The sequence below is a fragment of the Pedobacter sp. AK017 genome, assembly GCF_014200825.1.
Taxonomy (GTDB): Bacteria; Bacteroidota; Bacteroidia; order Sphingobacteriales; family Sphingobacteriaceae; genus Pedobacter; species Pedobacter heparinus.
Map to the genome: position 1 here is coordinate 1 of NZ_JACHCW010000006.1, position 14653 is coordinate 14653.

The window sequence follows — 14653 nt, forward strand, 5'->3', positions numbered from 1 at the left end:
AACTTTAAATACATCAGCAGAAGAGAAAATTAGATTCGTAACGTTCATTAATTTCTAACGAACACTAGCCTTCAATTATCATAATTACCACCAAATGTGGGGAAGAACCACTTTCTCCGAAATATACAACTTAGTTGAAAAAAAGGAATTTTTATTGATTAAACGATGACAAACCAAATACTCTACTATCCCTACATAAATCTGCCAAGGACAGATTGGACGTTGAGAACTCTTCTCTATTATGATAACGTCGGTTCGATTGTTCCACAAGATTACTTTTATAATCCAGAAGATAACTATGAACCATTTATGCTTGAACTTGTACGAGAAAATTTGGTGATACCAATAGATCCATTTCAAGTGTTGAATAACCCTTTCCATCTTGTGCAACCATTCTTACAATATATCGAGGGTGAGCAAAAAAAGATTGAAAAGGCACAAAAGAGGTTTTTTAATAGAAGATTAAACCAGAGAATGGTCAGGATTCACAACAACAAGTTTGATGATGAAATTTTCTACGTGTTAATCAATATGGGGTTAGCAGAGAGAATTGACTACCAATGGTATAATGTTGAGGTCAAGATTGCAAATCACCTGATGAAATACCTAGCATCTGTAATCAGTAAAAAGACAGATAGATTACCGACAACTGATTTTGTAAGACCGAAATTCTGGCGTAAAGAAAGCGGAAGTCAGGGTAAAAAGCGGGAAACAATCTTAGATGAATTAATACCTTTTCCAAAAGATATTGATTATAAAAGACTATTGAAATTTAAAGAAAAGCATCAAGATCTTTTAACCTCGTTTCGAAACGAGGTTCACGAAATTACATTAGATAAGAACGTAAGTGTTGGAACACCCTTGTTCGATGTAAAACTGGCAAAGTTAAAAGATAGTAAAGAACAGCTTTCGGCAAAGATGAATGAAAGCCAATTCGGCAAAATATTTTTTGGATCTGTATGTGGTATAGTTGCGGCGGTACAAGCATTACCAGTCTCAGGAACCATTGGAGCTTTAATTAGTGCAGCACCTGGTGTTGCCACTGCTATCCATTCTGCACTTCAAATTGAAAGGCCAGAAGATATAGATAATCAAAACGGCATGAAATATCTTGCATTGATGGATAAAAGAATAAGGGCTTGAACAAGTTAGTGATTCATTATCTAGAAAGATTTGAGTCCTTCAAAGGCGAAAACAGATAGAGAACATGGGATCACGGATGCCACTGCGATATACATGGCTACAATGCAACCAGTAAGCTTTGAAGAAAAGCAAACGGAAAAATAATTTAAAAGCAAAGTTTCCAGTAAAATTTCACAGCTGCCTTTTGTGCTGAGTTATTATTTAAAAATAGCTAATGGATTAATACAGTTACTTAAAAATTGCACGATAAGTAAGAGCTGCTAAATTTAGCCAATATCCAATTCCACGATTCTACGCAAATCAGACAAGAAATATTTCGATATTTGCATCTTGCTCACCGTCGGGCCGGGATGACTGCACAGTTCACATAGGGGTTAAATAAATTATAAACATTTGAAAATCAAATAAATAAAATAGTTTTTTCTGTCAGTTTTGGTTCGATGTCAAGTTGAAGACAGATCAATAGCTGAACGTTGGCAATGAAAGGAAGGCATTAAGCCATGGAAGAAACATAGGACAACAGGATTGGGATGTCTATATTTGGTATTAAATGATGGCCGGAATTTTATGATGACACATTACCAGACTGAGATCATGCGGATCAGAAAGCGGGTCTATGCCAATCAGGTACAGCTCGATGTGGTGATCGGAATGAAAAAATATATTGACTATAATTATGAACAGGATCTGAACCTTAATCTACTGTCGGAAGTTCGTTTCGTTTCGAAATTTCATTTGCTAAGGCTTTTTAAACGATATTATGGGCAGACGCCCCGACAGTATCTTACAGAGCGGCGTATTGAGGCTTCCAAAGTTCTGTTAAAAAAAGGGCTTGCTGTTGCAAATGTTTGTTACGCTGTGGGCTTTGAAAGTCCGGCTTCCTTCGCCACGTTATTTAAATCCAGAACCGGACAAACTCCGGGAGCATTCAAAAAAGCGCAATTTTCGCAAAGAGATTTGCATTTGCATTTAGAATCTTTGCTGCCGTAAACTTAAATCAAATATTAGTCATGAAAATTCAGATAATCAGTCTCCCGGTTCAGGATCAGGAAAAGGCATTGGTATTTTATACCGAAAAATTAGGATTTGTCAAGAAAGTTGATTTACCGCTTGGTGAGGATACGCGCTGGCTAACGGTGGTGAGCATGGAAGCACAGGATGAGCCTGAGATCTTGCTGGAACCGGCTCCCAATCATTTTCCTCCCGCAAAAGTCTATCAGCAAGCACTGTTTGAAGCTGGTATTCCATATACACAATTCAATGTAGATGACGTGCAAAAGGAGTTTGATCGGTTGGTTGCTTTAGGTGTCCAGTTTAGCGTGCCGCCAACTGAGATGGGAACTGTTAAGGTCGCCGTATTGGATGACACATGTGGAAACAATATACAGATTGTGCAGATGCTGTAATGCGTGTTTGAGCAAATATGTTTGATTTGTTGGCCCAGCAGGGTAGGTGACAGCTAACGTCCTCCGGCTAAATCGATAAAGGATCCTGTAGTATAGGAAGCCTTGTCGGATAAGAGCCAGACAATCGCTTCTGCAACTTCCTGGGGAGTGCCGCCCCGCTTCATTGGTATACTTTCTTTTATGCGGTCTACACGCCCAGGCTCCCCACCGTCTGCATGAATGTCGGTATAAATAAAGGCTGGCCGTACACCGTTGACCCGTATACCTTCTGCGGCTACTTCTTTAGAAAGTCCGATGGTCAGTGCATCCAAGGCCGCTTTTGATGCCGCATAGTCCAGGTATTCATTGGGCGCGCCAGTTTTAGCGGCTAGCGAAGAAACATTAACAATTGATCCGCCTGAGCCACCATGCCTGGTCGACATCCGTTTAACCGCTTCACGCGCGCAAAGGAACTGCCCAGTGATGTTAGCGGTAAAAATCCGCTCTAATCGTTTTATATCCATATCTTCCAGCCGCATCTGGGTTTCCAGGATTCCTGCGTTATTGACCAGTCCGGCGAGTTGTCCTTGCAGCAGGCGGTCTGTTTCTGAAAACAAATGCAGCACACCTTTTTCTGTACTGATGTCGGCACAAATAGCCTCGGCTGTTCCGCCGGCACTATGTATATCCTCTACAACGCTGAGCGCGGCTGCCTGGTTACGGTTATAGTTTACAGCGACTGCGTACCCATTTTCTGCGGCAAGCCGAGCGGTTGCCGCGCCAATCCCCCTACTGGCTCCGGTAATAATTAAGGTCTTCATCATTCTGCAATTTCTGCTTTTTTTGTTACCTGTACAATATGGTTCCAGCCATAGCGGTCTGACTGCTTGCCGGTGCGGATGTTGTTAAGTTCCCTGCTCAGTTCTGCACCGAGACTTTTTTCCTGGACCGATGGGTAGTAACTTGTACCCAGAACCGCTATTTCACGGATCGGCGTGAAGACAGCCGCGGTGCCGATGCCAAATGCCTCTACCGACTTATTATTTTTAAAGGCCTCTTCAAGTTCTGTATAGGCAATGGCTCGTTCTTCCACAGGTAGGCCGCGTTCTCGCGCTATCGTGAGAATAGCATCCCTGTTTACCCCGTCCAGGATCGTGTCTGTAAGCGGCGGGGTGATCAGCGTTCCATCAATGACGAACATCACGTTCATCGTGCCCGATTCTTCAATGAATGTATGGGTCTTGCCGTCTGTCCATAGCACCTGATCGAAGCCTTCTTGTTTTGCCAGGCGTGTTGGCAATAAGGCTGGACCATAGTTTCCGCCGTGTTTGGCAAAGCCGGCACCACCTTCAGCGGCCCGGGTGTAACGGGTCTCCACTTTTACCCGTACACTGCCATTGTAATAGTTGGCAATGGGCATAGCCATGATCAAAAACTTATACTCAGCTGCCTCATGCACGCCAAGCCGCGCCTCACTGGCGAAAACCAGTGGGCGCAGGTAGAGCGAGTTGCCAGGTAAATCCGATACCCATGCTTCATCGATACCGATCAACGTGTCCAGGGCACCGATGAATAGCTCCTGGGGAACCTCAGGCATACACATCCGCTCCAGGGAACGGTTTAGCCGCTGTAGGTGTTTGTCAGGACGGAAGATGCTGATCTGGCCATTTTCCATCCGGAAGGCTTTCATGCCTTCAAATACGTTTTGCCCGTAATGCAGGCACAAGGCAAGCGGGCTGATCAGAAATTCCTGGAACGGCCCTACTGTGGCGTCCTGCCAGCGGCCGTCACGGTAAGTTGCGCTGAATAAATGATCTGTTGGGTTCTGGCCAAACAAGATGTTATTGAAATCGTAGGCAGCCAGCCTGCTGGAGCTGCTGCGTTGCAATTGAATGGTATAGTTCATGGTTGTAAGTTTAATTGCATTTTAATATTTGCGCGCTCATAGCGGCACTCGCCGAGCGGAACTTCCAAGAAGCCCAGATACTTATATAAACTGACCGCTTTGGCATTGGACTCGGTATTGGAATGCAGCGTAATCCGAGTAGCTCCCAGTTCCCTTGCCTTCTCGATCGCCGCCTGAATCAGTCGCTGTCCCGTGCCACGCCCGCGGTGACCTTCATCCACGGCCATTTTGATCAGTTCGTATTCTATATTGCTTACCCGTTGGAGGGCTACCGTTCCGATCACTTTTCCTTCTTTTTCTGCAAACAAGATCGACCCCCCTGGTTCTAGGATGGCATTCTGTGGCCGTCCCAAGACATACAGATCATCGGCTTCCAGCTCATATGACTGCTCTATCCAGGCCCGGTTCAGGGTTTCAAAATATGGAAGGTATTCCGCTTTATCTGTGACGATCTTGATTTCTGATTGTTGAAGGATGGGGAAATAATGCTCCCTGATGATCCTTAGGTGATGTAGCGGATGTCCGGCGATCACAAATCCTAATGCAAGTACAGAGATTTTAATATCGCTGCACAGGCCTGTACGCTTTAGCATCAGCTCATCAAAACTGCTGAATAAAGCGATACTTGCCTGCCGAACAAGATCAAACTCACCTAGCAAACTCTCGATCGTTCTTTCAAGAGCAGTAGTAAACCGCCCATATTCGGCCTCTTCGAATCCCGGTAGCGGAATTGCACTGTTACGCGCTATACACAGGGCGCGATAGTTTAAAATCCGTTCTGTGTCTATCATGTGTTGCAGGATATCTCTAATTGTCCATTTGCCCGGTATATAGGTTTGATTACCCAGTTGTTCCAGCATGCTCTTCTCCTCCGCAGCAAATAATTGCCTGTGCGTTTCAAGAACCTCGGGTAAAGGCAAATCCTGCGTAAGAGACATATAACGTTGATGCCAGGGATGAATGGGATGAAGAATAGGTATATCTTTTCTTGTCATAGTACAAAATTGTTAGAAAAATATCTATGTATACAGATGCAGAATTGTTATTTTTGACCATAGCAGATGAAAAATGAAAACTTTACTATATGAACAGATTGTAGCAGATATCCAGGCGCAGGTAGCCTCCAGATCGTTACGGCCGGGGGATAAACTGCCCTCACTGCGTACGATCTGCGAGCGTTACAACGTCAGCCAGACGACTGCGTTGCAAGCCTATTATCATCTGGAGGCTAAAGGACTGATTGAATCCAGGCCCCGCTCAGGGTATTTTGCTTCTGAGTGGACTGACAAAAGGTTTCCAATACCTTGCGTAAGCGCGCCGAGTGGTGCGGGTGCGGCGTCCGTGAATGAAGTAATCACCCGTGTGTATGGAGATATGGGACGGAGCGGCGCCGTACCTTTTTCTATGGGCATGCCGGCGCTGGAATTGCTGCCGGTTGCCAAACTGAACAAGGGCCTGGTTCGCGCTACACGCAGCCTGCCCGGTAGCGGATTGGAATACGAACAGGTTCAGGGCAATGGAAACCTGCGAAATCAGATCGCTCGTTTTTACGGGAGAGCAGGTCAGGGAATGACTGGCGAAGACTTAGTAATCTCTAACGGATGTATGGAAGCCCTTTCGCTTTCTCTTATGGCTGTAACCCAGCGAGGTGGCACGATCGCTGTTGAAAGCCCGGTATATTTCGGCATTTTGCAGCTGGCGCAAAGCCTTGGCTTGAAAGTCATTGAACTGCCTACACATGCGCAAACCGGGGTAGAAATAGACGCGTTAAAAAAGGTGGTTTCCAGTCAGAAAATAGATGCCTGTCTGCTGGTATCAAACTTCAACAATCCGCTTGGGAGCTGTATGCCGGATGCACACAAACAGGAAGCTGTGCGACTGATCCAGCTTTATGGTGTTCCCCTGATTGAGGATGACATTTATGGTGAGGTCTATTTCGGCGCAGATCGACCCCGGTCTTGCCATTCTTTTGACGATAGCGGACTGGTGCTCTGGTGCAGTTCGGTTTCGAAGACCCTTGCTCCTGGCTATCGGGTAGGTTGGGTCACTCCGGGAAAATTTAAAAAGCAGGTGATTAATTTAAAACTATATCATACAATAACAGGTGCGACAATTACCCAGGAGGTGATAGCCGGTTTCCTGGAGACTGGCCGGTATGCCCATCACCTAAGGAAACTAAGACAGACCCTTCATGCAAATTCTTTGCGGTATGCAGGAGCCATCGCCGAGTACTTTCCCGAAGGGACACGGGTAAGCAGGCCCGAGGGTGGATTTATATTGTGGGTGGAGCTGAATCAGCGGATCGATACCGTAGCCCTTTACGACCGTGCGATCCGGCAAAATATCAGTATTGCGCCGGGGAATATGTTTTCTCTTCAGGATCAATACCGCAATTGCATCAGGTTGAGCTATGGAATGCCATGGGACAAGAACATTGAAATGGCGCTGAAAAAATTAGGGCAGTTGATCGCTGCGGGATAAATTTTAATAGAGAAATATGGAAGTCATAAGTGTACCCCCGGCAGTAAGCGGGCAGCCGCAAACCGGAGCAGGTGATATTATTTTTGTAGATTATAAAGATCAGGGCGGTTTATTCCGTAACAGGGTATCATTTGATTGCTGCGCATTTAGTTTCGTGCAGAATGGACAAAAGCACATCTATCGGGGAGCAGAAAACACGGTTCTAAAGCCCGGCTATGGTATGCTGGTACCGGAAGGTAATTGCCTGATTACTGAGCATAGCGACAATGCGGAGCGATACCACAGTGTGATCGTATTTTTTCCAGGCAGTGTTGGCCGTCAATTTATCGAGGCGCGCGGCTACCGGCAAACTCTCCAGTTGCAAGAGGCACCTTATCTTCATTTTAAAACAAATCTTTACATTCAGGAATACGTTCGTAATGTCCGCTCATTGATCACCCATGGCCACAAGTTTTCGCCCGAGATGGCTGTTCTGAAAGTGCAGGAATTGTTGACTGCTATGTACGAAATGGCACCTGAAATTTTAACAGCGGTGTTCAGGCCACAAGGAAATTTGACACTTAAAAATCTGGTTGAGAATAACCTGCTTAACCCGGTGACGCTGGATGAACTGGCATTCCTTGCCAATCGCAGCCTTTCCTCCTTTAAGCGCGATTTCCAAAAGGAATACGGACTGCCGCCACAAAAATATATATTGGATAGAAGACTGGAAATGGCGCGGGCAGATTTATGCCTGGGAAAATCAGCCAGTGAAATCTACCTGGATTATGGCTATGCTCATCTTCCTAGTTTTACTGCGGCCTTTAAGCGCAAATTCGGATTTAGCCCTAGCCGGTATCAAAAGGCTATAGGATTTGAACGTCTTGCCTAACTAGTTGAACTTTATCCGTAACCCGGCAAGGCTAGCCGCTGATACCTTTGGGCATGAAAAAGTTATTAATATTTGTCTTCTGTATCTGGTGTACCAGCCAGGCCTCTGCCCAAAACTTTACCTTATCCAGCGAAGATCTTGGCGGACAATTCACCAGTGAATTTATTGCGAACAGTTTTGGCTGCAACGGTGCAAATAGATCTCCCGAACTTCACTGGGCAAATGCGCCTATTGGCACCAGGAGTTTCGCTGTGACCATGTATGACCTGGATGCGCCGACAGGGAGCGGCTTCTGGCATTGGGTGCTGACCGATATCCCAGCTGGCGTTGCAGGTCTCAAACGCGGCGCTGGTAATTTGGATTCGAAAGTTGCCCCCACAGGCAGTTTAAGGCGTATCAATGATACGGGTCAGCCGGGCTACCAGGGTCCATGTCCCGGAGAAGGAGAGGCAGCGCACCGCTACCTGATTACCGTTTATGCACTGGATATTGAAAAAATAGCTGCGCCATCGACTGCTCCGGCAGCTTTAACCGGTTTCATGTTAAACAAGTCCGCCCTGGCGAAGGCCTCTTTGGTCATCTATTGTAAACGTTGAAGTTATGATTTATATCGTTGGGACGGGTGTAATCGGGAAGTCGCTGGCGACCTTTTTGAAGCTTGCTGGGAAACCGGTGACATTGATCAGAGCTAGCGTTGATGATCTGCCCGCATCGGTTGAAGCAATCCGGTTGCGGTTGCCTCAAGATGTTGAACTGACTGCTGAGGTATCGGTTCAGACTTTTAGTCAATTGGAAGATATTGACGGACCGGTGCTGGTAGCCTCCAAGGCATTTGGCAATAAAAACGTTGCCGCAAAGCTGGCTTCGAAAAATTCGGATTTTCCAGTAATGCTCCTTCAAAACGGACTGAATGTAGAGCAACCCTTTCTGGACCACGGGTTTACCCAGGTCTACCGCTGCGTGCTGATGGTAACCAGCCAATTTACCGATCAAGGGTTTATTAGCTTCAAACCTGTGGCATCCTGTCCGGTCGGGGTGATCGCCGGAGGGCCCGGGCAGCTGGATGAGGTACTACAGCAGCTACAAAATCCCTGGTTTCCTTTTTACCTGGAAAATGAAATCCTGCCGCTAATCTGGAAAAAGGCAATCGCCAATTGTGTATTCAATTCCATTTGTCCGTTGCTGGATGTTGATAATGGTATATTTTACCGGTCTGATCAGGCGCTGGAACTGGCAGACCGGATCATTTTGGAATGTATAGGTGTCGCTAAGCTCAGTGGTATTTCGCTAAATCGCCATGAGATCAGGACAATGCTCCTAAGTATCAGCCAGCGTTCTGAGGGACAGTTGATTTCTACCCTTCAGGACATCCGTAACGGCCGGCGCACAGAGATTGAAATGCTTAATCTCGAAATCCTCCGGCTGGCGCGTGAATTCAATATGGAACATCTGGTTCGGGAAACGCGTATATTGGGAGAGCTAATTGATATCAAATCACGGTTATGAATTACGAGTATATAGACAGCGTCATTAAGCAGTTTTTATATTATAAAATGCTTGGTGAAAAAACATTCGATCAAATCTCTGAAGAACAATTGTTCTGGCAACATAACCCGGACAGCAATAGCATCGCCACAATTGTTAAACATCTGGCGGGCAATATGCTTAGCCGCTGGACGGATTTTATGAGCAGCGATGGAGAAAAACCCTGGCGCAACCGTGACCGAGAGTTTGAAAATGATGTGGCCTCTAAAGCGGAAATGCTGCGTTTATGGGAGCACGGCTGGCAGGTCATGCTGGATTGCCTGCGCTCGTTGTCTGAGCATGATCTTGACAAAATTATCTATATTCGGAACCAGGGGCATACGGTTATCGAAGCGATCAACAGGCAGCTGGCGCATTATCCTTATCATGTGGGACAGATCGTTTATATTGGCAAGATGCTAGCAGCCGAGTGGCAGTCACTTTCTATCGCTAGGGGAAATTCAGCGCAGTTCAACACGGATAAGTTTTCCCAGACGAAGCAGCGAAGGCATTTCACAGATGATTTTTCGGATAGCAGCTTAGCGCCGGACAATTGAATTAGGCAATTATCTGCCGAATGACCGGACACTTTCGTTGAAATATCAGTTAGACAAGCCAATCCATTAGCGATACATGATATTATTTAAACGCCCGCATTGAAACGAATATTCATGGCAAATAGCCTATTGATATTTAATATATTTATATCTCCAAACCCACGATTCTACGCAAATCAGACAGGAAATGTTTCGATATTTGCATAATTCTCCCACTTTAAAAGCCCTAACTAGTTAATAGTTAGGGCTTTGTTATTTTTGTGTTTCTCGGAAATTTGCGTTTTAAAAGATTTGATATTTTTAAGATATTGTAAGTCAGATATTTGACTGATTCTGGTGGTTCGATGTTTAGCATATCTCTATTCCCTTATTTTCATACCTATTTAAGTTCATTATGGTTGAAAGTTTTCCTTATGCCGGATTCTGGGACGGATATTTGGACGATTATTTCGGCAATTATTTCCAGTAAAAGGAGGTCATGTTCTTGTCTGGTGTCTTCTGGTAACTTCAGCGTTATTCTTTTTGCTTTTCTCATGCGGTTAAATATTAAATTAATTTATCAGTGCCTCTTCTTTAGATACTCCGACCCCGGAAAAGGCACTCTTTATTGAGATCATTTTTAGTATAGTTTTTAGGTTGTGATTTAACGATGGATTGAAGAAGGACGCAGTGAAGCCGTTGCCCTCCCAAGTGAGCGTATCTCTAAATATCGCATGAATTATCATGCGCTTTTGTTCAGTATTGCAGTTATTATAAATTCCAAACAACCCCACTTTGTCCGAAAGTAAATTGTCGATATCAAATTGTAATGCTGCTTTTCCAGCTTTACTGGCCTTAAGCTCTTCTTCCAATATCAATCGTTCTAGGTTCAGTTTTCTGCTCCAGTTCTGATAGACAGAATGTTCTATAAGATTGTCAATAAACTTTTCCTCCAGTTGGAATATCTTCCTTTCGATCGAAGTCTTCTTTCTCGATCTCTCCTTATCAAGTCTATCCTCGACAATTCTTGCAGCCTTCAACATCGGTTTTATAAGCTGCTTTATCAGATCAATTTGATAAGGCAGAAATGTGATGTTCTTAAGTATCCTTTCGAACTTTTCATGTAATATATTGCCCGAGACATTGGCACTCGGATGTCCATTGCATTTATAGTAGAGATAGTATTTGTTACGGCCTTTAGACCATCCTGCAGTAAGCATTCTTCCGCAGTAGCATTTTATCAGGCCTCGAAGGGGAAAGTCTTCGCTACATCGACTTACTCGTACCTTTATTTTACAAAGTTTTTCCTGGACAGCCCAAAAATCATGTTCAGAAATAATTGGTCTATGAATGGCATTTACGTGTTTGTCTAGCGATCCCTTGTTGCCAGGGACTTTAATCAGCCCGGCATAAGTGCAGTTTCTCAAGACATTATAGATTGCATTTTTTCCATAATTGCTAAAGCCCCTTTCTTTGACGATACTGTGAATGATAGCTGGATCTATTCCTAGAAGATAGTCACGAAAGATTCTTCTGACAATTTTAGCCTGGGCTTGATTTATTTCAATGTAGCACTCCTCTCTTTCAGATTTGATATTTCGATAGCCATAAGGTGCTTTCCCAAGATATCTGCCATGTTCCATGGCATTTATACGACCTAGCCTTACCCTGGCTCTGATATTAAGAAGTTCCCTATTTGCCATTAGATAATCAAAGGCTCTTTTCATAAAAACGTCAGGATCGGAAGTATCGAAGCCTACTCTCTCATTGGTTGAAATGACTACAACGTCGTACTTTCTTTCAAGTTCGGCAATCTTAATCAGCGCTTCCGGAAGGTTTCTGCTGAACCGGTCGTGATCCAGTACGACCAGATATTGGCAATGTCCTTTATGCTTTTTGATGAATTGTTCCAGAGCAAGATAGTCTGGGCGATCGAAGGTATAACTGCTCTGGCCATTGTCACTAAATATCTCTAATATCTTAAGAGCGTTGTTGTGACAATAGTTTCTGATGATCTCTTCCTGGTATTCTAGTGATTTGGACTGGTCCCTTGTACTCAGTCTTAAATATCCTACTGCATTCATTTTGTTTATGATTTAGTTTATGATACAAATTGACACAAATCATTGGAAAGCGCTCTATTTAGTGTTGCTGATAGTTAATAAGTAATTTCAGAACCCGTTACTTCGAGATGGCTTGAAGAAATCTATAGCTTGTTGAAAGAACTGACGCTGGTGGTTTATTAAAGTTATTCTCTGTAATTTTGACTAAATGAAATCATTAGCATGAGCGAATTAGAAAAATCCAGTTCCCTTATCAGAAATTACAGGCATTGCAACCCATGTCATGCCTGACGAGAATAATATGTAACTTAGGGAAGCGAAAAAATTAGCTCATGGACAAAATCGCAACCTTAAGTAAATGCCTTGAAAATACCGGCAGCTTCTCTCTGTCAGAACTGGAACAAATTCTGCTGCACTGCACTGAACATAGGCTGAAGAAAGACGACTATTTGCTGCGCCGGGGGATGGTCTGCAATTCGATCAGTTTTATGCTGGAGGGTGCATGTTACCAATTCAGTTCGGAAGAGAGCGGCGAACGTATCATCGAACTGTACGCAGACTTTGATTGTGTGGTGAACCCTTCCAGTTTCTTTTTTCAGCAGCCTTCCGGGGAATTCATCAAAGCATTTACAGATTGCCGGCTTTTAACGCTTAACATCAGTGCGCTGCATGTACTGATCGGTTTGTCTCCTGTCTTTTTCCAGTTGGGCAAAATCCTGCAGCCAGGTTGGTTCCGTGTGGGTTTCTTTGACCAGGCGATGTCGCCCAAAGAAAAGTACAACTACCTGATGGAGAACAAACCGCAAATCCTGCAGGCTTTCCCCCTGAAAATGATTGCCTCTTATCTAAAGATCACCCCTGAGACACTGAGCCGCGTTCGGGCCGCTGTTTGACATTTCTTGATCATAATCAAGTGCAATTTGATTGAAACCGTTCATCTTTGCTGTTACAGATCATATGCTTTAAACTGACGCTATGCTAACAGCCATACACCCCAAACTGCCCATGCGCAACCAGACACTGACCAAAGATTTTTACCAAAAACTCGGCTTCCGCTTATGCGGCGGGGAATACGAAGGCTATCTGATGCTGGAGAATGACCAGGTACAGCTTCATTTTTTCCTTTTCGAAGACCTGGACCCGCGGGAAAACTACGGACAGGTCTACATAAGAACCGACGACATCGAGGGCTTATACCAGTCTTTGCTCACCGACGGTATTGCTATTCATCCCAATGGCCACCTGCATACAAAACCCTGGGGACAAAAGGAGTTTGCCTTGCTCGACCCAGACCACAACCTGCTGACTTTCGGACAATACCTTACTTAATCCTAAGACTATGGAATTTACCAAACTTGTTCCCAATATTTTTTACCGCGACATCCACGAGGGTGTCAGATTTTTTCAGGACTGCCTGGAATTTAAGATATCGCACAACGAGCTCCATTCTGCAAGACCGTTTTGTGTGATGGAAAAAGATGGTCTGCGGATCAATCTTTTTCAAGATGCAGCATTGGCAGCAGAACATCATCCGGAGTTCCGACTGGTAACCAACGACATTGAGGCTGTTTATGAGAAAATAGCTGCATCCCATTCCGAATTTTTACACCCTAACCTGAAAGTGGTAACCCTCCGTCCCTGGGGCGCAAAAGAGTTTGCGGTGACAGACACCCAGCTGGGGGTGGTTATCCAGCAGGGGTAATGTAGCCCAGGCGCCCAACCTTGCTTGTTAAAGTTCAAAAAAGCAGGAACAAAGGGTCTTATAACGCCTATTGCTTTACAGTTTTTGGATAAACCATTCACTGTCAATGAAAGAACAGGCAATCGTTAGATTTGGTTTATTCTAGGGAACTTAAGGAACACTGGTAGATCTGCTAGTTTACAATATATAAGCTGTATTAATTATCAGTGTTTGCAGTTATAACAGATAGCTTCCTGTATTTATCGAGACGTTTTCATTCTATCTCCAAATCAACTATTCTACGCAAATCAGACAGGAAATGTTTCGTTATTTGCATACTTCTTACCACACTTAGATAAAAAGGCCTTTATTCGAAAGATAAAGGCCTTTTTTGCGTTTAACACGCTATATTTGTTCGAACTCCGCGTGCGTCTATTCAGACTTATTTTACGAGTTAAATTGCTATATTTAGCCGTTTATATCATCCCAGCTATGACAGAAAATCGAGGAAGACCTAAGCAGGTTTCAACAAGCCCAGTTCTTTTTTTATCCTGCATATTAATATTCCTTTCCGGCTGCGCATCGCTTCAGCAGGCCTCTACCACAGGAATTAAGAACATATCAAGCCTGAATGCCTTCGACGGCATCTATGAGAATCTGTCCATCAAGAAAAGCGAGTCGGAATTCTCTTCGCTATGGAACCAGCTCAACCTAAGCGGGAAATCCGATACCCTTGATTTCAGCAAGGCAAGAATAGGGCTCAAGGCCGTAGGGAAAGACCAAATCAGGGCTACCTGGGTGGAGGGCGGCATCGAAAAAAAGAGTGTCGTTCTGAAAGGGAAGCTCAGGGACAATTATTTCGTGTCGCGGCATAAGCGCACCGTCATACCCATACCGCTGATATACGGACAACTAAAAAATAACCAGTTCCAGCTGTGGCTGGACAAGGACAATCAGCTCCATGCCGACAGGCTGCAGAACAGGTGGGGATGGGTATTCGTGTTCCTTGCCAGCAACGACAATACGAGTAGCCATGAATATAAAAGGAAATCCGAGTAGGAAC

General features: G+C 44.5%; 16 protein-coding genes. 12 read left to right on the forward strand and 4 right to left on the reverse strand.

The features are described from left to right. Positions 1-165 precede the first annotated feature (165 nt). From HDC92_RS09750 to HDC92_RS09760, 3 genes are all read left to right on the forward strand, one after another. Positions 166-1143 (forward strand): kinase, encoded by a 978-nt coding sequence (locus tag HDC92_RS09750; protein WP_183874124.1) that lies wholly within the window; start codon positions 166-168, stop codon positions 1141-1143. Between the two features lie 567 nt (positions 1144-1710). After that, positions 1711-2133: a helix-turn-helix domain-containing protein gene (locus HDC92_RS09755; protein ID WP_183874126.1), complete on the forward strand. Its 423-nt coding sequence runs from the start codon at positions 1711-1713 to the stop codon at positions 2131-2133. Positions 2134-2153: 20 nt separating this feature from the next. After that, the gene (locus HDC92_RS09760) at positions 2154-2549 is read left to right on the forward strand and encodes a VOC family protein (protein WP_183874128.1); all 396 of its coding nucleotides are present in this window, start codon (positions 2154-2156) and stop codon (positions 2547-2549) included. A gap of 53 nt (positions 2550-2602) precedes the next feature. On the opposite strand, the gene HDC92_RS09765 is transcribed toward HDC92_RS09760, so the two are convergent. Genes HDC92_RS09765 through HDC92_RS25000 form a run of 3 tightly spaced genes read right to left on the reverse strand, consistent with a single transcriptional unit; the run spans position 2603 to position 5429 of the window. Beyond that, complete coding sequence (locus HDC92_RS09765; RefSeq protein WP_183874130.1) at positions 2603-3352, reverse strand: SDR family oxidoreductase; 750 nt, start codon at positions 3350-3352, stop codon at positions 2603-2605. Then, on the reverse strand, positions 3349-4434 hold the full coding sequence (locus tag HDC92_RS09770; protein ID WP_183874132.1) for a branched-chain amino acid aminotransferase: 1086 nt from the start codon (positions 4432-4434) through the stop codon (positions 3349-3351). The genes HDC92_RS09765 and HDC92_RS09770 overlap by 4 nt, the downstream gene beginning before the upstream one ends. Next, the gene (locus HDC92_RS25000; protein ID WP_221270947.1) at positions 4431-5429 is read right to left on the reverse strand and encodes a GNAT family N-acetyltransferase; all 999 of its coding nucleotides are present in this window, start codon (positions 5427-5429) and stop codon (positions 4431-4433) included. Before HDC92_RS25000 ends, HDC92_RS09770 begins: the two co-directional genes overlap by 4 nt. 73 nt (positions 5430-5502) lie before the next feature. On the opposite strand from HDC92_RS25000, the gene HDC92_RS09780 reads away from it, so the two are divergent. Genes HDC92_RS09780 through HDC92_RS09800 form a run of 5 tightly spaced genes read left to right on the forward strand, consistent with a single transcriptional unit; the run spans position 5503 to position 9867 of the window. Then, on the forward strand, positions 5503-6915 hold the full coding sequence (locus tag HDC92_RS09780; RefSeq protein WP_183874134.1) for a PLP-dependent aminotransferase family protein: 1413 nt from the start codon (positions 5503-5505) through the stop codon (positions 6913-6915). A 16-nt stretch (positions 6916-6931) separates the two neighbouring features. Next, positions 6932-7786, forward strand: a complete 855-nt coding sequence (locus HDC92_RS09785; protein ID WP_183874136.1) for a helix-turn-helix transcriptional regulator — start codon at positions 6932-6934, stop codon at positions 7784-7786. A 53-nt stretch (positions 7787-7839) separates the two neighbouring features. Next, positions 7840-8382 (forward strand): YbhB/YbcL family Raf kinase inhibitor-like protein, encoded by a 543-nt coding sequence (locus tag HDC92_RS09790; protein WP_183874138.1) that lies wholly within the window; start codon positions 7840-7842, stop codon positions 8380-8382. Between the two features lie 4 nt (positions 8383-8386). Beyond that, a complete protein-coding gene (locus HDC92_RS09795) occupies positions 8387-9292 on the forward strand; it encodes a ketopantoate reductase family protein (protein WP_221270948.1) in 906 nt (301 codons plus the stop codon). Beyond that, a complete protein-coding gene (locus HDC92_RS09800; RefSeq protein WP_183874140.1) occupies positions 9289-9867 on the forward strand; it encodes a DUF1572 family protein in 579 nt (192 codons plus the stop codon). The genes HDC92_RS09795 and HDC92_RS09800 overlap by 4 nt, the downstream gene beginning before the upstream one ends. Before the next feature lie 551 nt (positions 9868-10418). On the opposite strand, the gene HDC92_RS09805 is transcribed toward HDC92_RS09800, so the two are convergent. Continuing rightward, complete coding sequence (locus HDC92_RS09805; RefSeq protein ID WP_183874143.1) at positions 10419-11930, reverse strand: recombinase family protein; 1512 nt, start codon at positions 11928-11930, stop codon at positions 10419-10421. 311 nt (positions 11931-12241) lie between these two features. On the opposite strand from HDC92_RS09805, the gene HDC92_RS09810 reads away from it, so the two are divergent. The 4 genes from HDC92_RS09810 to HDC92_RS09825 all read left to right on the forward strand — a co-directional run bounded on the left by HDC92_RS09810 (position 12242) and on the right by HDC92_RS09825 (position 14649). After that, a complete protein-coding gene (locus HDC92_RS09810; RefSeq protein ID WP_183874145.1) occupies positions 12242-12802 on the forward strand; it encodes a Crp/Fnr family transcriptional regulator in 561 nt (186 codons plus the stop codon). 82 nt (positions 12803-12884) lie between these two features. After that, positions 12885-13238: a bleomycin resistance protein gene (locus HDC92_RS09815; protein ID WP_183874147.1), complete on the forward strand. Its 354-nt coding sequence runs from the start codon at positions 12885-12887 to the stop codon at positions 13236-13238. Between the two features lie 10 nt (positions 13239-13248). Then, positions 13249-13611, forward strand: coding sequence for a VOC family protein (locus HDC92_RS09820; RefSeq protein WP_183874149.1), 363 nt, complete (start codon positions 13249-13251; stop codon positions 13609-13611). A 471-nt stretch (positions 13612-14082) separates the two neighbouring features. Further along, on the forward strand, positions 14083-14649 hold the full coding sequence (locus HDC92_RS09825; RefSeq protein WP_012780916.1) for a hypothetical protein: 567 nt from the start codon (positions 14083-14085) through the stop codon (positions 14647-14649). Positions 14650-14653 lie beyond the last annotated feature (4 nt).